18 protein-coding genes are annotated in these 22,936 nt (G+C 66.3%); 6 read left to right on the top strand and 12 right to left on the bottom strand.

Annotated elements, in window-relative coordinates; all coding sequences use genetic code 11:
• The 7 genes from pepN to ACETPF_RS18550 are packed head-to-tail and all read right to left on the bottom strand — an operon-like array spanning position 1 to position 8,451.
• Positions 1–2,601: an aminopeptidase N gene (gene pepN, locus ACETPF_RS18580; protein WP_373936095.1), complete on the bottom strand. Its 2,601-nt coding sequence runs from the start codon at positions 2,599–2,601 to the stop codon at positions 1–3.
• Between the two features lie 48 nt (positions 2,602–2,649).
• Positions 2,650–3,576, bottom strand: coding sequence for a ParB/RepB/Spo0J family partition protein (locus ACETPF_RS18575; RefSeq protein WP_373936094.1), 927 nt, complete (start codon positions 3,574–3,576; stop codon positions 2,650–2,652).
• Complete coding sequence (locus ACETPF_RS18570; RefSeq protein WP_373936093.1) at positions 3,573–4,355, bottom strand: ParA family protein; 783 nt, start codon at positions 4,353–4,355, stop codon at positions 3,573–3,575. The genes ACETPF_RS18575 and ACETPF_RS18570 overlap by 4 nt, the downstream gene beginning before the upstream one ends.
• A complete protein-coding gene (gene rsmG, locus ACETPF_RS18565) occupies positions 4,352–4,993 on the bottom strand; it encodes a 16S rRNA (guanine(527)-N(7))-methyltransferase RsmG (protein ID WP_373936092.1) in 642 nt (213 codons plus the stop codon). Before rsmG ends, ACETPF_RS18570 begins: the two co-directional genes overlap by 4 nt.
• A complete protein-coding gene (gene mnmG, locus ACETPF_RS18560) occupies positions 4,990–6,840 on the bottom strand; it encodes a tRNA uridine-5-carboxymethylaminomethyl(34) synthesis enzyme MnmG (RefSeq protein WP_373936091.1) in 1,851 nt (616 codons plus the stop codon). Before mnmG ends, rsmG begins: the two co-directional genes overlap by 4 nt.
• A gap of 58 nt (positions 6,841–6,898) precedes the next feature.
• Entirely contained in the window at positions 6,899–8,191 is a 1,293-nt protein-coding gene (gene mnmE / locus ACETPF_RS18555) for a tRNA uridine-5-carboxymethylaminomethyl(34) synthesis GTPase MnmE (protein ID WP_373936090.1), read from the bottom strand.
• A 5-nt stretch (positions 8,192–8,196) separates the two neighbouring features.
• Complete coding sequence (locus tag ACETPF_RS18550; RefSeq protein ID WP_373936089.1) at positions 8,197–8,451, bottom strand: DUF6489 family protein; 255 nt, start codon at positions 8,449–8,451, stop codon at positions 8,197–8,199.
• A 147-nt stretch (positions 8,452–8,598) separates the two neighbouring features.
• Between ACETPF_RS18550 and ACETPF_RS18545 the strand changes: the two genes are divergently transcribed.
• Both ACETPF_RS18545 and ACETPF_RS18540 read left to right on the top strand, forming a co-directional pair.
• Complete coding sequence (locus tag ACETPF_RS18545) at positions 8,599–9,300, top strand: dienelactone hydrolase family protein (protein ID WP_373936088.1); 702 nt, start codon at positions 8,599–8,601, stop codon at positions 9,298–9,300.
• Positions 9,297–10,268: a quinone oxidoreductase family protein gene (locus ACETPF_RS18540; RefSeq protein WP_373936087.1), complete on the top strand. Its 972-nt coding sequence runs from the start codon at positions 9,297–9,299 to the stop codon at positions 10,266–10,268. The genes ACETPF_RS18545 and ACETPF_RS18540 overlap by 4 nt, the downstream gene beginning before the upstream one ends.
• Before the next feature lie 69 nt (positions 10,269–10,337).
• Here ACETPF_RS18540 and ACETPF_RS18535 read toward each other — a convergent pair whose 3' ends face one another.
• Both ACETPF_RS18535 and rho read right to left on the bottom strand, forming a co-directional pair.
• Entirely contained in the window at positions 10,338–11,060 is a 723-nt protein-coding gene (locus ACETPF_RS18535; RefSeq protein WP_373936086.1) for a YjbE family putative metal transport protein, read from the bottom strand.
• Positions 11,061–11,082: 22 nt separating this feature from the next.
• A complete protein-coding gene (gene rho / locus ACETPF_RS18530; protein WP_328275617.1) occupies positions 11,083–12,339 on the bottom strand; it encodes a transcription termination factor Rho in 1,257 nt (418 codons plus the stop codon).
• A 236-nt stretch (positions 12,340–12,575) separates the two neighbouring features.
• Here rho and ACETPF_RS18525 point away from each other — a divergent pair, with 236 nt between their 5' ends.
• Entirely contained in the window at positions 12,576–13,541 is a 966-nt protein-coding gene (locus ACETPF_RS18525; protein ID WP_373936085.1) for an aspartyl protease family protein, read from the top strand.
• Positions 13,542–13,607: 66 nt separating this feature from the next.
• Here ACETPF_RS18525 and ACETPF_RS18520 read toward each other — a convergent pair whose 3' ends face one another.
• A complete protein-coding gene (locus ACETPF_RS18520) occupies positions 13,608–14,447 on the bottom strand; it encodes an alpha/beta fold hydrolase (protein WP_373936084.1) in 840 nt (279 codons plus the stop codon).
• A 173-nt stretch (positions 14,448–14,620) separates the two neighbouring features.
• Positions 14,621–16,831 (bottom strand): catalase/peroxidase HPI, encoded by a 2,211-nt coding sequence (katG, locus tag ACETPF_RS18515; RefSeq protein ID WP_373936083.1) that lies wholly within the window; start codon positions 16,829–16,831, stop codon positions 14,621–14,623.
• A 220-nt stretch (positions 16,832–17,051) separates the two neighbouring features.
• On the opposite strand from katG, the gene ku reads away from it, so the two are divergent.
• From ku to ligD, 3 genes are read left to right on the top strand one after another with little or no spacing between them, the layout of a single operon-like run.
• A complete protein-coding gene (gene ku, locus ACETPF_RS18510; protein WP_373936082.1) occupies positions 17,052–17,924 on the top strand; it encodes a non-homologous end joining protein Ku in 873 nt (290 codons plus the stop codon).
• 4 nt (positions 17,925–17,928) lie between these two features.
• Positions 17,929–18,402: an MgtC/SapB family protein gene (locus ACETPF_RS18505; RefSeq protein ID WP_373936081.1), complete on the top strand. Its 474-nt coding sequence runs from the start codon at positions 17,929–17,931 to the stop codon at positions 18,400–18,402.
• The gene (ligD, locus tag ACETPF_RS18500) at positions 18,402–20,906 is read left to right on the top strand and encodes a DNA ligase D (protein WP_373936080.1); all 2,505 of its coding nucleotides are present in this window, start codon (positions 18,402–18,404) and stop codon (positions 20,904–20,906) included. Before ACETPF_RS18505 ends, ligD begins: the two co-directional genes overlap by 1 nt.
• A 45-nt stretch (positions 20,907–20,951) precedes the next feature.
• Here ligD and ACETPF_RS18495 read toward each other — a convergent pair whose 3' ends face one another.
• Complete coding sequence (locus ACETPF_RS18495; protein ID WP_373936079.1) at positions 20,952–22,907, bottom strand: sialate O-acetylesterase; 1,956 nt, start codon at positions 22,905–22,907, stop codon at positions 20,952–20,954.
• Positions 22,908–22,936: the final 29 nt, after the last annotated feature.

Genomic DNA, 22,936 nt, shown 5'->3' with positions numbered 1-22,936 from the left:
TCATTCCAGACTCTTCCCTGCCTGCTCCGTGACGTCCTTGGACAGCCCCGGCTGCGCCAAAATCCGTTGCAGCTCCCCTCGCATCAGCGCCGCGCGCGCCTCGTCGAAGCGCCGCCAGCGCCCCAGCGGCGGCACCAGCCGGGCGGCGGTCTGCGGATTGAGCCGGTCGAGCGCGATGATGCAGTCCGCCACCAGCCTGTAGCCCTTGCCCGATGCGTGGTGGAACGCCCACTGGTTGGCCGCGAATGCGCCATAGAGCGACCGCACCCGATTGGGATTGGCCAGGGTGAAATCCTTGTGCCGTCCCAGTTCCTCGACCTGCGCCACCGTGTCGGGATGCAGCGCGAACGCCTGGGTCTGGAACCATTTGTCGAGAGTCAGCGCATCGTCGGCATAGCGGTTGTAGAAGATGTCGAGCGCTGCCTCCCGTTCCGGGCTGACGCCGTTGGCCAGCGTTCCGAGCGCCGCTTGCCGCTCGGTCATATTGTCCGCCTCGCTGAACTGCGCGAAGGCGATGGCGGGACCATCCGCCGCGCCCGACGCCACCAGATAATGGAGCGCCGCGTTCCGCAGCTTGCGCGCCCCCTTGGCGGCGGAGGACAGCGAAAAGCCGTTCGCCTTGGTCCGCGCATGAATGTCGCGCCATAGCGGCTCCAGCGCCGCTCCGATCGTCTGCTGAAGCGCGTCGCGGGCGGCGTGGATAGCATCCGGGTCCACCCGCGCCATCTGGTCCCCCAGATAGGCTTCGCTCGGCAGGCGGATCGTCTCGGCGATGAAGGCGGGATCGAGCAGCGGATCGGTCAGCGTATTGCGGATCGCCTCGACCACAGCCTGATCGTCCACCGCTTGGCCCCCGACACGACCGACCAGCACATTGACCATCAGCTGCTGCATCGCCTCGTACCGGGCGAAGGGATCATCGTCATGCGCCGACAGAAAAGCGAGATCGGCCTGGCTGCGGTTGGTCTCGACGATCACTGGCGCCGAAAAGCCGCGATTGATCGACAGGATAGGCGCTCCCGCGAACCCCTCGAAGCGGAAGCTCTGTCTGGCGTGCGTCAGCATCAGCAGTTCGTCGCCATGATGCTGGCCCGTCACGGGATCGAACAGGGCGGTACGCAGCGGGATCGCCATCGGTTGCTTCACCGGCTGGCCGGGCGTCGGCGGCACCGTCTGCTCCAGTGTCAGCTCGACCGACTGGCTCGCCGGGTCATGCGACAGCAGTGCGCGGACATGGGGCGTTCCCGCCTGTTCGTACCAGAGGCGAAACTGCCCCAGGTCGATGCCTCCGCCCTCCTCCATCGCGGCCACGAAATCCTCGCAGGTCGCCGCCTGCCCGTCATGCCGGTCGAAATAGAGGTCGCTGCCCGCGCGGAAGCGCTCCGGCCCCAGCATCAGCGCCATCATGCGGATCAGCTCCGCGCCCTTGTTGTAGATGGTCGACGTGTAGAAGTTGCTGATTTCCATATAGGATTCGGGTCGAACCGGATGGGCGAGCGGCCCTGAATCCTCCTGAAACTGCCCGGCGCGCAGGATGCGCACATCCTCTATCCGCTTGACCGCATGGCTGCCCATGTCGGCCGAGAAATTCTGGTCGCGAAAGACGGTGAAGCCTTCCTTCAGGCTTAGCTGGAACCAGTCGCGGCAGGTGACGCGGTTCCCCGACCAGTTGTGGAAATATTCATGCGCCACCACGCCCTCGACCCCGTCATAGTCGATGTCGGTCGCGGTCTCCGGGTCGGCAAGGATATATCGGGAATTGAAGATGTTGAGGCCCTTATTCTCCATCGCGCCGAAGTTGAAGTCGGCGACGGCGACGATGTTGAACACGTCCAGATCATATTCGCGGCCATAGACGCGCTCGTCCCACGCCATACTGTCTTTCAGCGCCTTCATCGCATGGGCGGTGCGCGGCAGGTCGACATCCTTGACCCAGATGCCGAGCCGCACCTCGCGCCCGCTCATCGTCACGAAGCTGTCGGCGTTGCAGGCGAGGTCGCCCGCGACCAGCGCGAACAAATAGCAGGGCTTGGGATAGGGATCGTCCCACTGCGCCCAGTGCCGCCCATCGGCCCCCTCGCCCTGCGCGACCGGATCGCCATTGGCAAGCAGCACGGGGAAGCGCGCCTTGTCCGCACCCATCCGCACGCTGTAGCGCGACAGGACATCGGGCCGGTCGGGGAAGAAGGTGATCCGCCGGAACCCCTCCGCCTCGCACTGGGTGCAGAGCAGCCCGCCGCTGGCATAAAGCCCCATCAGCTTGCTGTTGCTCGCGGGTGCCAGCTCGACCAGCGTCTCCACGCTATGCGCCTCGCCCGGCAAGGCGATAATGAGCGCCCCCGCCTCTAGATGCCATTCCGCATCGCTCAGCGGCCGCCCGTCGATCTTCACCTCCAGCGGGATCAGCCCGTCCCCGTCCAGCCGCAGCGGCCGGTCATGCTCGCCATTGCGAACCACCGACAGCGTCGCGCGGACGCGCGTGAGCGCAGGATCGAGATCGAAATCGAGCGCCACCTCCGGCACCAGCCAGTCGGGAACGCGATAGTCGGCGCGGCGGATGATCGCGGGCGCGGCGGCGGTTGTGGAAAGCATGTCGGCCATGCCGCCAACCTAGGAGCCACCCCGCCAATTGACTAGGGGGAAGTGGCCCTAGATGCGCTCTCCGGACAGCCGCTGGCAGAGCATGTCCAATTGGTCGAGATTGGAATAGCGCAGCGCCAGCATACCCCCGGCCGCGCTGCCATCATGGGTGATGCCGACCTTCAGGCCCAATATGTCGGACAGATGCTGTTCCAGTGCGGCAATGTCCGGGTCTTTGCCCGCGCTCTCGCCGCCGCCGTTTCGGGCGGCTGGCGCGTCCGCGCCGGTCTTGGTCCGCCGCACCAGCTTTTCCGTGTCGCGCACCGACAGCTTCTTCTGCTCGACCTGGGTCGCGAGCCGCTCGCAATCGGGCGCGCCGATGAGCGCGCGGGCATGGCCCATGGAAATGCGGCTCTGCATCACCTGCTCCTGCACGCTCGCGGGCAGTTCCAGCAGGCGCATCAGATTGGCGACATGGCTGCGCGACTTGCCAACGATCCGGCCCAGCGCCTCCTGGCTGTGATGGAATTCGGCGATCAGTTTGCGATAGGCTTCGGCCTCTTCGATCGGGTTCAAATCCTCGCGCTGGATATTCTCGATCAGCGCGATTTCGAGCGTTTCCTGCTCGTCGAAGTCGCGGACGATGGCGGGGATGCGGTGCAACTGCGCCCGCTGCGCCGCACGCCAGCGGCGCTCGCCGGCGATGATCTGAAACCCGCCGCCATGCGGCCGCACGATGATCGGCTGGATGATCCCGCGCTTGGCGATGCTGTCGGCCAACTCCTGAAGCGCGGCGTCGTCGAAATGGCGACGCGGCTGCTCGGGATGCGGATGGATCAGCGCCACTTCGATGCTCTGCACCGCCTTGCCATTGGCCTGCGGCGCGGCTGCCACCGGATCCTCGCGTGTCACATCGCCCAGCAGGGCGGACAGACCCCGCCCCAGCCCCTGGGGACGCTTGGCCGCCTTGGGCTTATCGGTCGTCTCGTCGCTCAAGCCGCAACCTCCTGTGCCGGAAGGCGCGCAATCAGTTCACGCGCGAGCCGCATATAGGCTTCCGATCCCGAGCATCGGAAGTCGTAGATCAGCGCCGGCACACCATGGCTCGGCGCTTCGGACAGCCGTACATTGCGCGGGATCACGGTGGTGAAGACCAGATCGCCCAGGCACGCGCGGACATCGTCCGCCACCTGATCGGTCAGCCGGTTGCGCCGATCATACATGGTCAGCGCGACACCCATGATGGAAAGGCCGGGATTGAACCGCCCGCGTATCCGCTCGACGGTCTGGAGCAGCTGCGACAGGCCCTCCAGCGCGAAAAACTCGCATTGCAACGGCACCAGCAGCGATTGCGCCGCAACCATCGCGTTGATCGTCAGCAGCCCCAGCGAGGGCGGGCAGTCGATCAGGCAGATGTCCCATCGGCCCGGCTGCGCCTCGTCCAACACCCGGGCAAGGCGATGGGTGCGCTCCTCATAGTCGATCAGTTCGATCTCCGCGCCTGACAAGTCCTGCGTTGCGGGCACAAGATCCAGCTTGGGGACGCGCGTGGTGACGATCGTGTCGTCCAGCGCGCAATTGCCGACGAGCAGGTCATAGCTCGACTGCGCCCGGTCAGCTTGGCCGATCCCAAGGCCGGTCGAGGCATTGCCCTGCGGATCGAGATCGACCAGCAGCACACGCAAGCCCGTTGCGGCGAGGCCGGTCGCAAGGTTGATCGCGGTAGTAGTCTTGCCGACCCCGCCCTTCTGATTGGCGATGGCGATGCGGATCATGGGCGATGCTTCCTCTTGCCGGCGGGTTGGACGCCTCGGGCGACAATGATGGCGCTATCGCCATCGGTCACGCTGGGTTCCACGTGGAACACACCCTGCCATGCCGGACGCGCCGCCTCCAGTTCATTTTGGGCATTTCGCCCTTTCGGCAGCACCCAAAGGGTATTTTTATCGGACAGGTGTAGCGCGGACTGGAGCAGCTTGGGCAGCGGGGCATAGGCCCGTGCGCTGATGACCGAAGCCTTCGTCGGCGGCACCTGCTCCACGCGACCGCCATGCACCCGCGCATGGGGCAAGCGCAGCGTGGCAATCACCCGATCCAGAAAGTCGATCCGCTTCCTGCGCGATTCGACCATGACCAAGGGCCGGGGCCGCAAGCAGGCGATTACGATCCCAGGCAAGCCGGCGCCAGCGCCCAGGTCCAGCCATTCGCCATCGGTTTCAGTGGCATGAACCAGCAACTGCGCTGAATCGACAATGTGCCGCGCCCACATATGTGGCTTGGTCGACTCGGCGATCAGATTTTGCTCCTCGGCTTCCGCAAGCAGTATGGAGACATAGGTCTCCAGCCTGGCCCATGTTTCACGTGAAACATCGAAATGCGCGTCCAGCCATGCGCGCGCTTCTTCCTCGGTCACGCCGCCTCGCGCCGGATATGGACCAGGATCGCCGCCAGCGCCGCTGGAGTGACGCCCCGGATCCGACCAGCGGCCGCCAACGTATCCGGCTTCGCCGCATCGAGCCGCTCGATCATCTCGGTCGATAGCCCGCCGATGCGCCGATAGTCGAACGCCGCCGGGATAAGCACCCGCTCGTTCCGCCGCAGTTCGGCGATCTCGGCATCCTGCCTTTGGAGATAGGGCGCATAATGCGCGTCCTCCAGTATTTCGGCACGCAAGTCGGCAGGGGCGTTACGCAACGCCGGCGCGAGGTCCAGCAGCAACGCCGCATCGACCTCCGGGAAGCGCGCCCACTCGAACAGGCTCCGGCGCGCGCCATCCTGCCGCACTGGCGCGCCGGCCTTCATCAGTGCGCTTGCGGTCATCACCTGGCCAAGCTCGGCTTCCACTTCAGACCGTACCCGCCCCCGGTTCGCCAGCCGCGCCGCACGGTCGGAACCGATCAGTTGATGGGTCAATCCTATGGCGCCAAGCCGCGTCTCCGCATTGTCGGCCCTTAGCCGCAGCCGGTACTCCGCCCGCGCGGTCAGCATCCGATAGGGCTCGGTCACCCCCTGCAACACCAGATCGTCGATCATGACGCCGATATAGGATGAGGCGCGATCGAGAATCACCGGGTCATCCCCGGCCGCCCGCGCGGCGGCATTCGCCCCCGCCACCACCCCCTGCGCCGCCGCCTCTTCATACCCTGTCGTGCCGTTGATCTGCCCTGCGCAAAACAGCCCCGGCACATCGCGCACGGCCAGCGACGCGTCGAGCGCGCGCGGATCGATATGGTCATATTCGACGGCATAGCCCGGCACGACGATCTCGACCTGCTCCAGCCCCGCCATCGACTGCAGCATCGCTACCTGCACGTCGGTCGGCAACGACGTGCTGATCCCGTTGGGATAGACCAGCGCATCGTCCAGCCCTTCGGGCTCCAGGAAAATCTGATGCCCGTCGCGATCGCCGAAGCGGATCACCTTGTCCTCGATCGACGGGCAATATCGCGGCCCCCGCCCCGTGATCGCCCCGTCGAACAACGGCGACCGGCCCAGCCCGTCGCGGATGATCCGGTGCGTTTCTTCATTGGTGCGGGTGATCGCGCACGCAAGCTGCGGCAACCGGCGCGCCTGGGTGAGCGGCGACATGGTCCAGCCGTCCGCATCCGAAGGCTGCGTCTCCAGCCGCGCCCAGTCGATCGTCCGCCCGTCGAGCCGGGGCGGCGTCCCGGTCTTGAGCCGCGCGATCGGCAAACCCATCGCCCGCAACTGACCGCCGAGCGCCGTAGCGGCCCGCTCGCCGATCCGCCCGCCCTCTTCCCGCTCGTCGCCGCGAAACAGCCGCCCGCCCAGAAAGGTGCCAGTGGCAAGAACGACAGAAGCCGCGCGAAGCGTCCGCCCATCGACCAGCGCCACGCCGACCACATCGCCCCCGGACAGCAGCAGCGAGTCGGCCTCACCCTCGACGATCGTTAGTCCTGCCTGCGCGTCGAGCATGCGATGAATCGCGCCCCGGTATCGCTTCCGGTCGGCCTGAACACGCGGCCCCTGAACCGCCGCGCCCTTGCTGCGGTTGAGCATGCGATAGTGGATGGCGGCTTCATCGGCCGCTCGCGCGATCAGCCCGTCCAGCGCATCCACCTCGCGCACCAGATGGCCCTTGCCCAGCCCCCCGATCGCCGGGTTGCACGACATCGCCCCCACCGTCGCACGCGCAAATGTCAGCAATGCCACGCGCGCACTCTTGCGCGCCGCCGCTGCGGCCGCCTCGCAACCGGCATGGCCGCCGCCGACCACGATCACATCATAGCTTGTCTGCATGGGCCGCCCATATCAGAAATGGACGGCGATGGTCAAAAGCGTTCCACGTGGAACATGCTCATTTGCCGATACAGAAACCTGAAAATAGCCGGTCGAGCATGTCCTCGGTGCCGGCCTGCCCGCTGATCGCGTCGACGGCACCGCGCGCAAGTCGCAACTCTTCGGCCGCCACAAGCAAATCATCCGCGGACCCCGCCGCCTGGATATGCCCTAACAGCTGTACAACTCGCTGTCTAAGTCGAGCATTCAGCGCATATTCGCCCTCGCCAGGCAACAGCGACGAAGCCCGCCGATGCAGCAAAGCGCGCAATTCGCCCATCCCCTCGCCGGTCAGCGCCGACAAGGAAAGCCCTGGCCGGGCGCTCCGCTCTCTATCGCTTTGTGCCGCAACTATAACCGCGTCCTCCCGCGGCGCATCGGCCGCATCGCCCAGCCACAGGATGATGTCCGCCGCGTCCAGCGCCGCCCGCGCCCGGTCCATCCCGATCGCCTCGATCGCGTCGCCCGTGTCGTCCCGCAATCCCGCCGTATCCGTGAACAGATAGGCGATCCCGTCAATCGCCACCGGAACCTCGATCCGGTCGCGCGTCGTCCCGGCAATGTCCGACACGATCGCCGCCTCGCGCCCTACCAGCGCATTGAGCAGCGTTGACTTGCCCGCATTGGGCGGACCTGCCAGCACCACGCGGACGCCGTCGCGCAGCCGCTCTGCCGAAGGCATTGCGGCCACGGCCGCGACCTCGGCGGCCAGTGCCCTTATCCCCTCGCCGATCCGCTCCTCGATCTCGGCATTGGGCACATCACCCTCATCGGAAAAATCGAGCGCCGCTTCCGCCATTGCCGACAGATCCAGCAAATGCCGCCGCCATTCGTCCACCCGGCGGGAGAAATGCCCTTCGGCCATCGCCATCGCTGCGCGCCGCTGCGACTGGGTTTCGGCGGCGAGCAGGTCGGACAGACCCTCGACCGCATTCAGGTCCATCCGTCCATTGTCGAAGGCGCGCCGGGTAAACTCGCCCGGTGCGGCCCGCCGCAATCCCGGCAGACCCGCCAATGCCCCCTCCACCGCCGCCACGACCGCGCGCCCGCCATGGCAATGGAACTCCGCGATATCCTCGCCCGTCGCCGTCGCGGGTCCGGGCAACCACAACAGCAAGGCGCGGTCCAGCGCGCTGCCATCCGCCGGGTCTTTCAGCAGCCCCAGGCTCGCCACGCGCGGCGGCGGCACCCGCCCCGCCAGCGCCTCCAGCGCGCCGCGCGCCTGCGGCCCGCTCACCCGGATGACGGCGATCCCCGCCGGCGGCGCGCCGCTCGACAGGGCGAAAATCGTGTCGCCCCCGTGCTGCGCCATATGACCTACTTCTTGTCGTCCTTGCCGCCGCCCATGCCGGCCAGCCCGACATTCATCATCTGCTGGAACAGCCGCATTCCGGCGTCACCCAGCGGAGAGAAGCTCTTGAACAGCGTTTCCATCTGCTCGACGCTGCCGATCCCATCGAAGCTGTCGAGCATCGTCTTGATATATTTGTCATGGATGGGCGTCACATCGGGCAGGCCCAGAAAGGATCGCGCTTCGGCCGGGGTGCAATCCACATCGACGGTGACTTTCATCCTGCTGCCCTTCCCTGTGCGGCGCTGCTTTACGCCGTCATGCCGCAGGTCGCGCCCAAAAGGCAAATTGTTAAGGGAGAAGAAGGTTGCGCCGCGCCTGCCAGCGCTCAATATGCGGCCTGACCGCATCGCATGAAAGGAATGGCAATGGGCGAGTTCACACCTGTCACCACGCTGGAGGGCGGCGCGCAATTCGACGCCTATGTCGCAACCCCGGAAGGCGAGCCGTCCGCCGCCATCGTCGTCATCCAGGAAATCTTCGGGGTCAACGACGGCATCCGCCAGAAATGCGACAATTGGGCGAAGGCCGGCTATCTCGCCATCGCCCCCGATCTCTTCTGGCGGATCGAACCGCATATCGAACTCGACGCCGACGTGCCCGAAGAAATGAGCCAGGCGCTCGGCCTCTTCCCCAAATTCAACCAGGACCAGGGTATCCGCGATCTGGAGGCGACGATCAAGGCGGCCCGCGCGAAGATAGGCGGCGCCGGCAAGGTCGGGCTGGTCGGCTATTGCCTGGGCGGTCGGCTCGCCTTCATGGCCGCCTGCCGCACCGATGGCGACGCCTTCGTCGGCTATTATGGGGTCGGCATCGACGGGCTGCTGGGTGAGCAGCACGCCATCGGCAAGCCCCTGATGCTGCATATCCCGACCAACGATGGCTTCGTTCCCGCCGACACGCAAAAGGCGATGCACGAAGGATTGAAGGACAATCGCCACGTCACCCTCTATGATTATGAGGGACTCGACCATGGCTTTGCGGCGGAAACCGGCAATCGCCGCGTGGACGAAGCGGCGGAACTGGCCGATCGCCGCACCGCCGATTTCTTCGCGGAGCATCTTGCATGAGCGAAATGCCGTGGCGGGTTGTCGTCCGGGCGCATGGCGGGCCAGAGGCGCTGGTCCGCGAAAACTTCGATCCGGGTGAACCGGGCGAAGGCGAGGTGCTGGTGGCGGTCGAGGCGGTCGGCCTCAACTATATCGACACCTATTTCCGCACCGGCCTCTATCCCGCCGACCTTCCCTTCACGCCCGGCTTCGAGGGGGCGGGCCGCGTCGTTGCCATCGGTCCTGGCGTCGCCGACTTCAAACTGGGCGACCGGGTCGCGAGCGGCACCGCGCGGGGCAGCTATTGCACCCACTGGCGTGTCGCTGCCGCGCATCTTGTCCACCTGCCCGACGCGATCGCCTATGAAGACGCCGCCGCGATGATGCTGAAGGGCATGACCGCCTGCTTCCTGGCCGAAGATATCGCGTCATTGGATGCGGGGCAGGTCGCACTCGTCCATGCCGCCGCGGGCGGGGTCGGCTCGGTCCTCGTCCCCTGGCTGCGGGCCAAGGGCGTGATCGTCATCGCCCATAGCGGATCGCCCGAAAAGGCGGCGCGGGTGACGGCTGACCATAGCCTCCACGGCCCCCTCGACACGCTTGCCGCCGAAGTCCGCGCGCTGACCGGCGGCGCGGGCGTCGATATCGTCTATGACGGCGTCGGCAGGGATAGCTGGACCGCCTCGCTCGCCAGCCTGCGCAAACGCGGGCTGATGGTCAGCTATGGCAACGCTTCGGGCGCCGTGCCGCCGATCAGCCTGCTGGAACTGGCGCGGGGCGGATCGCTCTATGTCACCCGCCCCACCATGTTCGACTATGTGGCGACGCGGGCCGAACTCGACCATACCGCCGCCCGCCTGTTCGATCGGATGGCCGATGGCACGATCAAGCCGGTGATTGGCCAGCGTTTCGCCTTGGCGGACGCCGCCGACGCCCATCGCGCGCTGGAATCCCGCCAGACCACCGGCGCGACGATACTGGTTCCCTGATCCGACAGCCCATGAAAAAGGGGACGGCGTCACCCGACGCCGTCCCCTTTTTTCCGCCGCGTCGCCCGGTCAGGCGAACAGCGTCAATATCCCGACCTGATGGTCGACAAAGCCATCATAGATCATCTTGACCGCGACATAGATGATGACGGCCAGGCCCAGATAAGCGATCCAGCGGAACCGCTCGATATAATGGGCGATCACATTGGCGGCGATGCCCATCAGCGCGACCGACAGCACCAGCCCGATCATCAAGATGCCCGGATGCTCGCGCGCCGCCCCGGCGACCGCCAGCACATTGTCGAGGCTCATCGACACGTCTGCGACCGCGACTGCCCAAGCCGCGCCGGCAAAACTCTTGGCCGGGCGCAGGCCCGACACATCATCGTCGCTCGCGTCGTTGGGCGTGTCCGCTCCGCGCTTGGGATGCAGCTCGCGCCACATCTTCCAGCTGACCCACAGCAACAATAGCCCGCCCGCCAGGATCAGGCCCACGATCTGCATCAACTGGCTCACCACCAGCGCGAATGCGATGCGAAGGACCAGCGCGGCAAGGATGCCGATCAGGATCACCTTCTTGCGCTGATCAGCCGGCAGCCCCGCCGCCAGCGCGCCGACGACGATCGCATTGTCGCCCGCCAGCAGCACGTCGATCATCAGCACCTGCACGAACGCGGACAGCGCGGATGGCGATGTTATATTGCTGAAATCATGGACGATATGCTGCCATATATCGGCGGGCGATCCGATGCCCTGGGCAGCGGAAGCGGCCGTGGCGAGAAGGTCGAACATCGCGGCCTGGCCTCCCTTCCGCTTACTGGTTCATGGTCGCGAAGAAATCCTCGTTGGTCTTGGAATCCTTCATCTTGTCGAGCAGGAATTCCATCGCATCGATCGTGCCCATCTGCATCAGGATGCGGCGCAGCACCCACATCTTGCTGAGTGTCGGCTTGTCGACCAGCAGCTCTTCCTTGCGGGTGCCCGACTTGCCGACATCCAGCGCGGGGAAGATGCGCTTGTCCGCGACCTTGCGGTCCAGCACGATTTCCGAATTGCCGGTGCCCTTGAACTCTTCGAAGATGACCTCGTCCATGCGGCTGCCCGTGTCGATCAGCGCGGTGGCGATGATCGAGAGCGACCCGCCCTCCTCGATATTGCGTGCCGCGCCGAAGAAGCGCTTGGGCCGCTGGAGCGCATTGGCGTCGACACCGCCGGTCAGCACCTTGCCGGAAGAGGGCACCACGGTGTTGTAGGCCCGGCCCAGGCGGGTGATCGAATCGAGCAGGATCACCACGTCCTTCTTGTGCTCGACCAGCCGCTTGGCCTTCTCGATCACCATTTCGGCGACCTGGACGTGGCGGGTGGCGGGCTCGTCGAAGGTGGAGGACACGACCTCGCCCTTCACGCTGCGCTGCATGTCGGTGACTTCCTCCGGCCGCTCGTCGATCAGCAGCACGATCAGGAAGACTTCGGGATGATTGTCGGTGATTGCCTTGGCGATGTTCTGGAGCATCACTGTCTTGCCGACGCGCGGCGGCGCGACGATCAGCGTGCGCTGACCCTTGCCCTGCGGGCTGACGATGTCGATGACCCGCGCCGACTTGTCCTTGATCGTCGGATCGAGCGTGTCGAGCCGCAGCTTCTGTTCGGGATAGAGCGGCGTCAGATTGTCGAAATTGACGCGATGGCGCACGGCGTCGGGATCGTCGAAATTGACGGTGTTGAGCTTGGTCAGCGCGAAATAGCGCTCGCCATCCTTGGGCGCGCGAATTTCGCCCTCGACCGTGTCGCCCGTCCGCAGCCCGAACTTGCGGACCTGATTGGGCGACACATAGATGTCGTCGGGACCGGCCAGGAAATTGGCTTCGGGCGACCGCAGGAAACCGAAGCCGTCAGGCAGCACCTCGATCGTGCCCTCGCCCATGATCTGCTCGCCATTTTCCGCCTCGGCCTTCAGGATCGCGAACATCAGATCCTGCTTCCGCAGCGTCGATGCGCCTTCGACGCCCAGCTCCTCCGCCATGGTGACGAGGTCTGCGGGCGCTTGTTTCTTGAGATCCTTGAGATGCATGTGCGAACTGGTCCGATGGAGAAGATGGAGATGGGCGCAAAAGGGTGAGGAGAGAAGCGGACAGGACGCCCGCCGGTTCCCGCGCCGGACGGGCGGGTGGATAATGTCGCGTTTAACGGCCCGCTGCCCCGCAAGTCAAGGCGGGAAAGGGCGGTAAATCGTGCGGAATGTGCCGCTGGCGCGACAGTCCGCATCCATGATATAAGGGACGCCAAGAAAAATGAAAGGATGAGGATATGGCGCGGATCGCCGTCTGGCCGGGCATCCTGCTGGCGCTCGCCGCAACGCCGCTGGCCGCGCAGGACGCGCCGCTGCTCGATCCGGCCCAGCCGCCCGCCGTGGTCCGCACCACGACCGACACGGACGATCGCGTCACCATCCCCATTTCCATCGACGGCAAGGGGCCGTGGAACTTCATCATCGACACCGGATCGCAGCGCACCGTCGTCGCCCGCGACCTGGCGCGGCAGCTCGCCCTGCCGTCCAGGGAAACCGTCACCATCATCAGCATGACCGGCCGGTCGGAAGCCGGCACGGTCGCGGTCCCCAACCTGGCCTTCGGCGGCGGCACGGTGGACGATATCGTCGCCCCGGTGCTGGAGGGCGAGCATCTCGGGGCACCGGGGCTGCTGGGTCTCGACAGCCTCCACGCCAAGCGGGTGACGCTCAATTTCCGCACCGGCCGCATGGAAATCGCCAGCAGCAACGCCCGCCGCGCCGCGCGGGTCGATCCCGGCACGATCGTCGTGGAGGCAAGGCGCAAGCGCGGCCAGCTGATCCTGCTCGATTCCGAAGTGAACGGGATGCGGGTCAACATCATGCTCGACACGGGCACCAACTACAGCATCGGCAATCTGGCGCTGCGCGACAAGCTGATGACCCGCAAGCGTTCGCCCGACCTGTTCGACACGACGCTGACCAGCGTGACCGGCGGCAAGCTCACCGGGCAGGTCGCCAGCATCAAATCGGTGCGTATGGGCCGGGTCAACCTCGTCCAGGTGCCGGTGCTCTTCGCCGACGCCAGCCCCTTCGCCGAGCTGGGGATGCAGGACAAGCCCGCGCTGCTGCTCGGCATCAGCGCGCTGCGGATCTTCGACCGGGTGGCGATCGACTTCGGCCGGGGCAAGGTCGATTTCCTGCTCCCCGACGCCAGCGCCTCCGACAAGATGCGCTTCGCGCGCGCGGATCAGGCAGCGGGATAGGGCGGTTTCCCTCGGGAAGGGGGCGACACGGCGCTACCCGGCCCGCCCCCTCTCCTTCACGTCCTGCTACTTCTGGATGAAGGCCAATATGTCGGCGTTCAGCACATCGGCGTTCACCGTCAGCATCCCGTGCGAATAGCCCTCGTAGATTTTCAGCTCCGCGTCCGGCAGGATCTCAGCCTGGAGCACGCCCGCATTCTTGTAGGGCACGACCTGATCGTCGTCGCCATGCAGCACCAGCGTGGGCACGCTGATCGCCTTCAGGTCATCGGTCTGGTCGGTCTCGGAAAAGGCCTTGATCCCCTCATAATGGGCAAGCGCGCTGCCCATCATGCCCTGCCGCCACCAATTGTCGATCACGGCGGGCTTCACGTCCGCGTTCTCGCGATTATAGCCGTAGAAGGGACCGCTCGCGACATCGCGGAAGAACTGGCTGCGGTTCGCGGCCAGGCCAGCGCGCAGCCCGTCGAACACGTCCATCGGCAGGCCGCCGGGGTAGCGATCGGTCTTGAGCATGATCGGCGGCACGGCGCTTACCAGCACCGCCTTGGCGACCCGGCCGGCGGGAATCCCATGGCGCGCGACATAGGCTGCGACTTCGCCGCCGCCGGTCGAATGGCCGATATGGATGGCGTTTTTCAGATCGAGATGCTCCGCGACCGCGGCGGCGTCCGCGGCATAATGCGCCATGTCATGCCCCGTATCGACCTGCGCCGACCGGCCATGGCCGCGTCGATCATGGGCTACGACGCGATAGCCCTTGGACAGGAAGAACAGCATCTGGATGTCCCAATCGTCGGCCGACAGCGGCCAGCCATGGTGGAACATGATCGGCTGAGCGTCCTTCGCGCCCCAGTCCTTGTAGAAGATGTCGACGCCGTCCTTGGTGGTCACGAAGTTGGTCATGGCATGGTCCTTTTCTTGAGAGGCAAGCCACCGGATCGCCCGGCGTGCCTCCCTGGTAGCCGACGATCGTGACAGTATTTATCCGTATAAATTCACTCACACTGTTCCAGAAAATGGAACAACTCTCTGGCACGAAACCGCCAAAGAGCTGTCCCACTCGCTGTTCGGTCAAGTCAGGCGATACGGTCGAAGCGATCCGCGTTCATCACCTTGACCCAGGCGGCGACGAAGTCCTTCACGAACTTCCCGCCCGCATCGGCCGACGCATAGACTTCGGACAGCGCCCGCAGCTGCGAGTTTGACCCGAAGGCGAGATCGGTGCGGGTCGCGGTCCAGCGCTGCTCCCCGCTCCCCCGGTCGGAGCCGAGGAAGGTCTCGTCGGCTTCGTCGTCCACCTGCTTCCACGCGGTATTCATGTCGAGCAGGTTGACGAAGAAGTCGTTGGTCAGCTGCCCGACGCGGGTCGTGAAAACGCCATGCCTGGACCCGCCATGGTTCGCGCCCAGCACCCGCAGGCCGCCGACAAGGACCGTCATTTCCGGGGCGGACAGGCCCAGAAGCTGCGCCCGGTCGACCAGCAGCTCCTCGGTCGGCACGTTGAACCGCACCTGGAGATAGTTGCGGAAGCCGTCCGCCTTGGGCTCCAGCACCTCGAAGCCTTCCGCGTCGGTCTGCTCGTCGGTCGCATCGACCCGGCCCGGCGTGAAGGGCACGGTCAGGTCATGGCCCGCCGCCTTCGCTGCGGCCTCGATGCCCACGCTGCCGCCCAGCACGATCAGGTCGGCGACCGAGACATTGCCGGCCTCCCGCGCGATCCCTTCATAGACGCTCAGCACCCGCGCCAGCTCGGCGGGCTCGTTCACGTCCCAGTCCTTCTGCGGCGCCAGCCGGATGCGCGCGCCGTTCGCGCCGCCGCGATGGTCCGACCGGCGGTAGGTGACGGCGCTCGCCCAGGCGGTCTTGATCAGATCCTGCACCGACAGGCCCGCCGCCGCGATCTTGTCCTTCAGCGCCGCGACATCGGCGTCGCTCAGCGTCGGATGGACGGGAGCGGGCAGGGGATCTTGCCAGATCAGGTCTTCCGTCGGCACGTCCGGCCCCAGGTAACGCGCCTTCGGCCCCATGTCGCGGTGGGTCAGCTTGAACCAGGCGCGAGCGAAGGCGTCGGCGAAATAGGCGGGATCGGCCCGGAACCTGTCCATGATCGCCCGATATTGGGGATCGACCTTCATCGCCATGTCGGCGGTGGTCATCATCGTGGGCACCTTGACGCCGGGCGTATGCGCCTTGGGCGCGAGCGTCTCGGGCGGGTTGCCGACCGGCTGCCACTGCTTCGCGCCGGCGGGGCTGCGGACCAGCTCATATTCATGGTCGAGCAGCATGTCGAAATAGGTCATGTCCCATGTGATGGGGGTCGGCGTCCACGATCCCTCGATGCCGCTGGTGATCGTGTGATCGCCCATGCCGCTCTCATGCCCGCTATGCCAGCCGAGGCCCTGCTGCGCGATGTCCGCGCCCTCGGGCTCCGCGCCCACCAGGCTTGCGTCGCCCGCGCCATGCGCCTTGCCAAAGGTATGGCCGCCCGCCGTCAGCGCCACGGTCTCCTCGTCGTTCATGCCCATCCGCGCGAAGGTCTCACGGATGTCGCGCGCCGATTGCAGCGCATCGGGCTTGCCACCCGGCCCTTCGGGATTGACGTAGATGAGGCCCATCTGGATCGCGGCGAGCGGGCTTTCCAGCGCGCGGCCCTCCTCCTCGTCGATCCGGGTCAGGCTGCCTTCGCTGCCGACCCATTGCTCCTCGGTGCCCCAGTAGATGTCCTTCTCAGGCTCGAACACGTCCTTGCGCCCGCCGCCGAAGCCGAACACCGGCCCGCCCATCGATTCGATCGCGACATTGCCGGCCAGGATCATGAGGTCGGCCCAGCTCAGCTTCCGGCCATATTTCTGCTTGATCGGCCACAGCAGCCGCCGCGCCTTGTCGAGATTGCCATTGTCCGGCCAGCTGTTGAGCGGGGCGAAGCGCTGCGATCCCGACGATGCGCCGCCACGCCCGTCCCCGGTGCGATAGGTGCCGGCCGAATGCCACGCCATGCGGATGAAGAAGGGGCCATAATGTCCATAGTCGGCCGGCCACCAGGGCTGGCTGTCGGTCATCAGCGCGGTCAGGTCCGCCTTCACCGCCGCGAGGTCGAGCATCTTGAATTCGGCGGCATAGTCGAAATCCTCGCCCATCGGGTCGCCCGACAGGCCGTTCTGCTGCAAGATGTCGAGCGAAAGCTGATTGGGCCACCAATCGCGGTTGGTGCGGCCCAGCAGCGTCCTGAGCGCCCCCTTTTCCTTCATCGGGCAACCGCCCAGCGGGTCGGTGGTCTTGGCGTCCATGGCACTGTCTCCTCAAAGCGTTCGTGGCAACATTCTAGGCGGCATTCTGCGGGAGCGTAAAACCGAGAATATCGCTCTGACCGATCGACGCAATCGCCGAGTCCTATGTCAGGCGCATGACGGCCACGATCCGGCGCAGCGCCGCATCCTGCCGCCCGAATCGGTCCCGTAACGGAACTTCCGCGCGGGCGGCGCGCTGAACGGATCGGAGGTTCATGGCATGGCAGCGCGCGCATATTGGCAGGGTCAGATCAGGTTGGCGCTGGTTTCGATCCCGGTGGAAATCTACCCCGCGACCCGTTCGGGCGCCGCGGTCGCCTTCAACCAGATTCACGAGCCCACCGGCAAGCGCATCCGCTATGAAAAAGTGGTGCAGGGCGTCGGCCCGGTCGACAGCGACGACATCATCAAGGGGTATGAAGTCTCCAAGGGCAATTATGTGCTGCTGGAGGACGACGAGATCGAGGCGGTCAAGATCGAGAGCCGCAAGACGCTCGATCTCGTCCAGTTCGTCGAGGCCGATGCGATCGACGTCCTGTATTACGAAAAACCCTATTTCGTGCTGCCGGCCGATGACCTTGCGGAGGAAGCTTATGCCGTGCTGCGCGACGCGCTGCGCGAAACCCGCAAGGTCGGGCTCGGCCAACTTTCGGTACGCGGGCGGGAGCAGCTCGTTTCTCTGAAACCCTGCGGCAAGGGGCTGATCCTCGAAATCCTGCGCTACGCCGACGAAGTCACCAAGGCGCAGAAATATTTCGCTTCGATCCCCGATCAGAAGGCCGATCCCGACCTGCTCGACCTCGCCACCGCGATCATCGACAAGAAGACCGCGCCCTTCCGCCCGGAGGAATTTCACGACCGCTATGTCGATGCGCTCCACCGCCTGATCGAGAAAAAGCAGAAGGCCAAGGGCAAGCGCGTCATCGAGGAAGAGGACGATGCCTCCGCCGCCCGCGGCGGCAACGTCATCGACCTGATGGCCGCGCTCAAGAAATCGGTCGGCGACACCGCCAAGCCTGCCCCGGCAAAGAAAGCCCCGGCCAAGAAGGCCCCCGCCAAGCCCCGCGCACCGGCGAAACGCAAGAGTGCGTGACGCCATGGAGCTCAACCCGGCCACACCTCTTCATCTGATCGACGGGCCGATCCTGCTGCGGCTCGGCGCGGCGGCGCTGCTGGGGCTGCTGCTCGGTCTCGACCGCGAACTGCGCGGCCATGCGGCGGGCTTTCGCACCCACGGCATTCTGTGCTTCACCTGCGCGCTGATGACAATCAGCGCCATCGCCCTTCATAAGCAGATGGGCGGCGCCGAAGGCAATATCGACCCGCTCCGCGTGTTCGAGGCGTCGGCCGCCTTCACCGGCATCATCGCGGCCGGCCTCATCGTCTTCAACCGGGGCAAGGTCAAGAATCTGACCACCGCCGCCCATGTCTGGCTCGCCGCCATGATCGGCATTGCCTGCGGGGCGGGCCAATGGCCGCTGGTGATAAGCGCCGCGATCGTCGCCGTCGTGATGCTGACCCTGCTGCGCGTGGTGGAAGATCGCTGGCTCCTGCCTAAGGACGAGGCGTGATGGCCGCCAAAAGCCCGCTCGCCGACTACAACGCCAAGCGCGACTTCACCCGCACGAAGGAGCCCAAGGGCGAGCTGGCGAAGCGCAGCGGCAATAGCTTCGTCGTGCAGAAGCATGACGCCACGCGCCTCCACTGGGACTTTCGGCTGGAGGTGGATGGCGTCCTCAAAAGCTGGGCGGTGACCAAGGGGCCGAGCATCGACCCCGCCGACAAGCGCCTCGCCGTCCAGACCGAGGATCACCCCCTGAGCTATGGCGATTTCGAAGGCGTCATTCCCAAGGGCGAATATGGCGGCGGCACGGTGATGCTCTGGGATCGCGGCACCTGGGTGCCGATCGCGGGCAAGAGCGCCGACGACCTCAAGGACGGCCATCTCCACTTCACCCTGGCCGGCGAGCGGATGAAGGGCGAATGGCTGCTCGTCCGCATGAAGCGCCGCCCGGGCGAGAAGCGCGACAACTGGCTGCTCCGCAAGGTCGGCGACGATGAAGCGGGCGAGGGCGACGTCCTGGTCGAACGCGCGCTCACCAGCGTCCTGACCGGCCGCTCCATGGCCGAGATCGCCGCGGACAAGGGCGCGGCGCAGTCCTTGAAGGGCGCGAAGGGCAAGGCGTTCGGCGACAAGATGCAGGCCGCCCGCGACCATAATGCCAAGGTGGCAAAGAAACCCCGCCGTGCCGCCGCCAGGCTCCCCGCCTTCGCCCCGCCCCAGCTTGCGACCCCGGTCGATACCGTCCCCGCCGGCAATGACTGGATGCACGAGATCAAGTTCGACGGCTATCGCGCGCTCGTTGCGGTGGCTGGCGGCAAGGTGCGCGTCTCCACCCGCAACGGCCTCGACTGGACCGACAAGTTCGGCCCGCTCGTCCGCGCCATCGCCGCGCTCGACCTGCCCGCTGCCCTCATCGACGGCGAAATCGTCGCCTTCGGTCCCGACGGCAATCCCAGCTTCTCCGCGCTTCAGGACGTGCTGAAACGCGGCCACGGGTCGCAGCGGGAGGACACGCCCTTCCATTTCTTCGCCTTCGATCTGCTCTTGCTGGAGGGCAGGGACATGACGTCTCTCCCCCAGATCGAGCGCAAGGAGCGGCTGGAGGCGCTGCTGCGCGACGCCAGCCCCCCGGTCCGCGTCGCCGATCATGTGATCGGAGCGGGCGAACAACTGTTCCAGTCGCTCTGCGGCGCGGGGCAGGAAGGGATCATCGCCAAGCGGATCGACGCCCCCTATCGCGCCGGTCGCACGAAAAACTGGGTGAAGGTCAAATGCACCCGGCGACAGGAATTCGTCATCATCGGCAAGACCGCCAGCAGCGCGCGCGGCCGCCCGTTCAAATCGCTCCTCCTCGCCCAGCATGAGGGCAAGAGCCTCATTTACAAGGGCAAGGTCGGCACCGGCTTCGACACGGACCTGATGGCGGAACTCGACCAGGCGATGCAGCCGCTCAGCGTGGAGAAAGCGCCGGCCGGCGTGCCCCGCACCGAGTCGCGCGGCGTCACATGGCTGAAGCCGCGACTCGTCGCTGAAATCGCCTTCGCCGAATTCACCGCCGAAGGCCGCGTCCGCCACGCCAGCTTCCTGGGGCTGCGCGGCGACAAGACGGCGACCGAAGTGAAGCCCGAAAAGCCCGCCGTCGCACCCAGGCCGCGCGAGATCGTCAAGATCAGCAATCGCGATCGCGTCATCTTCCCCGAAAGCGGCCAGACGAAAGGCGAGCTGGCCGACTATTATGCCGCCATCGCCCCGTTGATGCTGCCCTTCGCCGCCAACCGCCCGGTCAGCCTCGTCCGCTGCCCGCAGGGGCGCGCCAAGAAATGCTTCTTTCAAAAGCATGACAGCGGCGCCTTCGGCAAGGCGGTGCATCAGGTGCCGATCCGCGAGAAGGACGGCGGCGCGGAAGACTATATCTATGTCGAGGACGCTGAAGGACTGCTCGCCTGCGTTCAGATGGGGACGATCGAATTCCATGGCTGGGCCAGCCGCGCCGATGCGGTGGAGCGCCCCGACCGGATGATCTTCGACCTCGACCCGGACGAGGGCATGGACTTCGACCGGGTCAAGGTCGCCGCGCAGGACATTCGCGCCCGCCTGTCCGACATCGGCCTCGTGTCCTTTGCGATGCTTTCGGGCGGCAAGGGCGTCCATGTCGTGGTGCCGCTGACGCCGGGCCATGACTGGAACGCGCACAAGGATTTCGCCTCTCGCTTCGCCCAGGCGCTGAGCGCGGCCGAACCGGACCGCTTCGTCGCGACGATGAGCAAGGCCAGGCGCAAGGACAAGATCTTCATCGACTGGCTCCGCAACCAGCGCGGCAGCACCGCCGTTCTCCCCTATTCCGCCCGAGCCCGCCCCGGCGCGCCGGTGGCGATCCCGATCGACTGGGACGAACTGGACACAATGAAGGACGCCCACCCGTTTTCGATTCGCGACGCCGACACGCTGCTGGGTCGTGCGGCCTCGCTCAAAGGCTGGGGCTTCGCCGCCCAGACGCTGCCCGACATCTGACGGCGGCTCGTGCCCATCTGCGCCCGATTACCGGGCGGGAACCGCTTACCGCCCCCCGATCGCCAGCTCGAACGGCCCCACCGGCAACGGCGTGTCGTCATAGAGGTTGATGATCGGCGTATCCGCCCAGCCATGCCGCACGCGCGTCGCCGGCTGTCCGTCGCCCGGCAGGATCAGCTGGTCGCCCTCGATCCGCCCCGCCACGAAGCGGCACGACCCCGCCTCCGCCCCGCACAGCTCGAATCCGATCGCCTGCGCCGCGCTCCGCAGCCGCAACCCGCCGGTCACGCCGGTGAAGCGAATCGCCACGCCGCCATCGCTCGTCGCGGTCGCACCCGCCGCCTGAGGCCCTTCCTGGGGCCCGCCCTCGCCATAGGCGATGCTCCGCATCACCCGCGCCAGTCGCCGGCCCACTTCCTGCTTTTCGCCCGGATGGATGTCGAACGGATCGCCCAGGTCTACCGCCGTGGCGAGTCCCGCATGATCGTCCGCCGCCGCCGCGCGATATTGCGTGTCGCGCAGCGCCGCCCAGCCGCTTTCGCCAGGGCCGGTGACGGGCTTGCCATAGGCGGCAAGCTGCACCTGCACGAAGGCCAGGTCGGGCGATCCGAACTGCCCCCGCCACTCGGCCACCATCGCCTTCATCCGATCGGCATAGCCGGGCAGGTCCACGTCCGATTCGCCCTGATACCAGGCGACGCCCTTCAGGCCGATCGGTCCCAGTGGCGCGATCATCGCATTATAGAGGGTCGATACGCCGGTGACGTCGCTCCACGGCACGCGCGGCGCACCCGGCGGCGATTTGGCCGCGACCGCATAGCGCCATCCGCCCGCCAGCGGCACCGCATCGCCCCCCCCGAACCGCAGCACCATCGCCTCGACCGGCCCCAGCAGCCCGCCATTGGCATAATTGTCCACCACATTGGCGATCAGCACATTGTGCCCGGCCTTCAGCACGCCGGGCGGCACCGTCAGCGTCATCGGCTGCCAGGCTTTCGCGCCCATGCCGACCGGCTTGCCGTTGATCCACACCCGGCCCACATCGTCCAGCGTGCCGAGCGAGACGGTCGCGCCCTGCTTCGCCTGCGCCGCCGTCAATGTGATGTCGCGGCGAAACCAGACCATGCCGTTATAGGCCGCAAGGGCGGGCACGTCCCACTCCTCCCATGGCCCGATCTTGGGCATGTCGGCCCAGTCGATCGCCGCGTCCGGCTGCCACGGCTCCTTGCCTGGCGCGTCGCCCGTCTCCTTGCGCCACCAGCTTTCCCATTCGGCGCTGGCCGCGCGCTCGCCGTCGATCGGATCGCGCGCATGGCGCTTGAGCAGCGCGGTGCGCGCCGACCGGCCGACCGCCGCCTGCGCCGCTTCCCCCATCCACGGGCTGATCTGCGATCCGCCCCAGCTGCTGGCGATCGCGCCCACCGGCACACCCGCGCTTTTGCGAAGCTCGCGCGCCATATAATAGCAGACGGCCGAAAATTCGGGGACGCTGTCGGGACTCGCCGCTTTCCAGACGGGCGGCTTGTCGAAATCGGCGCGAGGCTCGTCCGCCATCGCCTTGGCCACCGTCATCAGCCGCAGCTGATCGTCGGCGGACCCGCGAATCTGCCCCATCGCATCCTGCGCGAAGCGGACCTCCATCTCCATGTTGGACTGGCCGGAACAGAGAAACACGTCCCCCACCACCACATCCTTCGCCTCGACCTGGCCCGAAGGCGCTTGCGCGATCAGGCTGATCGGCCCAGCGGTCGAAACGGGATCGAACCGGACCTCGAACCGCCCGTCCGGGCCGGCCGCCGAACGCCTTGACGCGGCCCCCAGCGTTATCGTTACCGTTTCTCCCGCCTCGGCCCGCCCGCGCACGACGACCGGATGATCCCGCTGGATCACCGCTCGATCGCCGAACATCGGTCCCAACTGCGGCATCGCCAGCGCTGCCAAGGGCTGTGCCCCCGCCACCGCCAGTCCGATCGACGCCCACCCCTTGCATATTGCCCGCATCCGCTCCGCCTCATTCATATGGTAACGTT

The organism is Sphingobium agrisoli, assembly GCF_041877245.1.
Classification (GTDB): domain Bacteria; phylum Pseudomonadota; class Alphaproteobacteria; order Sphingomonadales; family Sphingomonadaceae; genus Sphingobium.
Note: the sequence above shows the minus strand (reverse complement) of the source record. Positions and strands in the feature narration are given on the sequence as shown.

What these genes read in the sequence shown, in the direction of transcription:
- pepN (WP_373936095.1), bottom strand. Translation starts at nt 2,601, where the DNA reads ATGGCCGACATGCTTTCCACAACCGCCGCCGCGCCCGCGATCATCCGC.
- ACETPF_RS18570 (WP_373936093.1), bottom strand. Translation starts at nt 4,355, where the DNA reads ATGATCCGCATCGCCATCGCCAATCAGAAGGGCGGGGTCGGCAAGACT.
- mnmG (WP_373936091.1), bottom strand. Translation starts at nt 6,840, where the DNA reads ATGCAGACAAGCTATGATGTGATCGTGGTCGGCGGCGGCCATGCCGGT.
- mnmE (WP_373936090.1), bottom strand. Translation starts at nt 8,191, where the DNA reads ATGGCGCAGCACGGGGGCGACACGATTTTCGCCCTGTCGAGCGGCGCG.
- ACETPF_RS18550 (WP_373936089.1), bottom strand. Translation starts at nt 8,451, where the DNA reads ATGAAAGTCACCGTCGATGTGGATTGCACCCCGGCCGAAGCGCGATCC.
- ACETPF_RS18545 (WP_373936088.1), top strand. Translation starts at nt 8,599, where the DNA reads ATGGGCGAGTTCACACCTGTCACCACGCTGGAGGGCGGCGCGCAATTC.
- ACETPF_RS18540 (WP_373936087.1), top strand. Translation starts at nt 9,297, where the DNA reads ATGAGCGAAATGCCGTGGCGGGTTGTCGTCCGGGCGCATGGCGGGCCA.
- ACETPF_RS18535 (WP_373936086.1), bottom strand. Translation starts at nt 11,060, where the DNA reads ATGTTCGACCTTCTCGCCACGGCCGCTTCCGCTGCCCAGGGCATCGGA.
- rho (WP_328275617.1), bottom strand. Translation starts at nt 12,339, where the DNA reads ATGCATCTCAAGGATCTCAAGAAACAAGCGCCCGCAGACCTCGTCACC.
- ACETPF_RS18525 (WP_373936085.1), top strand. Translation starts at nt 12,576, where the DNA reads ATGGCGCGGATCGCCGTCTGGCCGGGCATCCTGCTGGCGCTCGCCGCA.
- ACETPF_RS18520 (WP_373936084.1), bottom strand. Translation starts at nt 14,447, where the DNA reads ATGACCAACTTCGTGACCACCAAGGACGGCGTCGACATCTTCTACAAG.
- katG (WP_373936083.1), bottom strand. Translation starts at nt 16,831, where the DNA reads ATGGACGCCAAGACCACCGACCCGCTGGGCGGTTGCCCGATGAAGGAA.
- ku (WP_373936082.1), top strand. Translation starts at nt 17,052, where the DNA reads ATGGCAGCGCGCGCATATTGGCAGGGTCAGATCAGGTTGGCGCTGGTT.
- ACETPF_RS18505 (WP_373936081.1), top strand. Translation starts at nt 17,929, where the DNA reads ATGGAGCTCAACCCGGCCACACCTCTTCATCTGATCGACGGGCCGATC.
- ligD (WP_373936080.1), top strand. Translation starts at nt 18,402, where the DNA reads ATGGCCGCCAAAAGCCCGCTCGCCGACTACAACGCCAAGCGCGACTTC.
- ACETPF_RS18495 (WP_373936079.1), bottom strand. Translation starts at nt 22,907, where the DNA reads ATGCGGGCAATATGCAAGGGGTGGGCGTCGATCGGACTGGCGGTGGCG.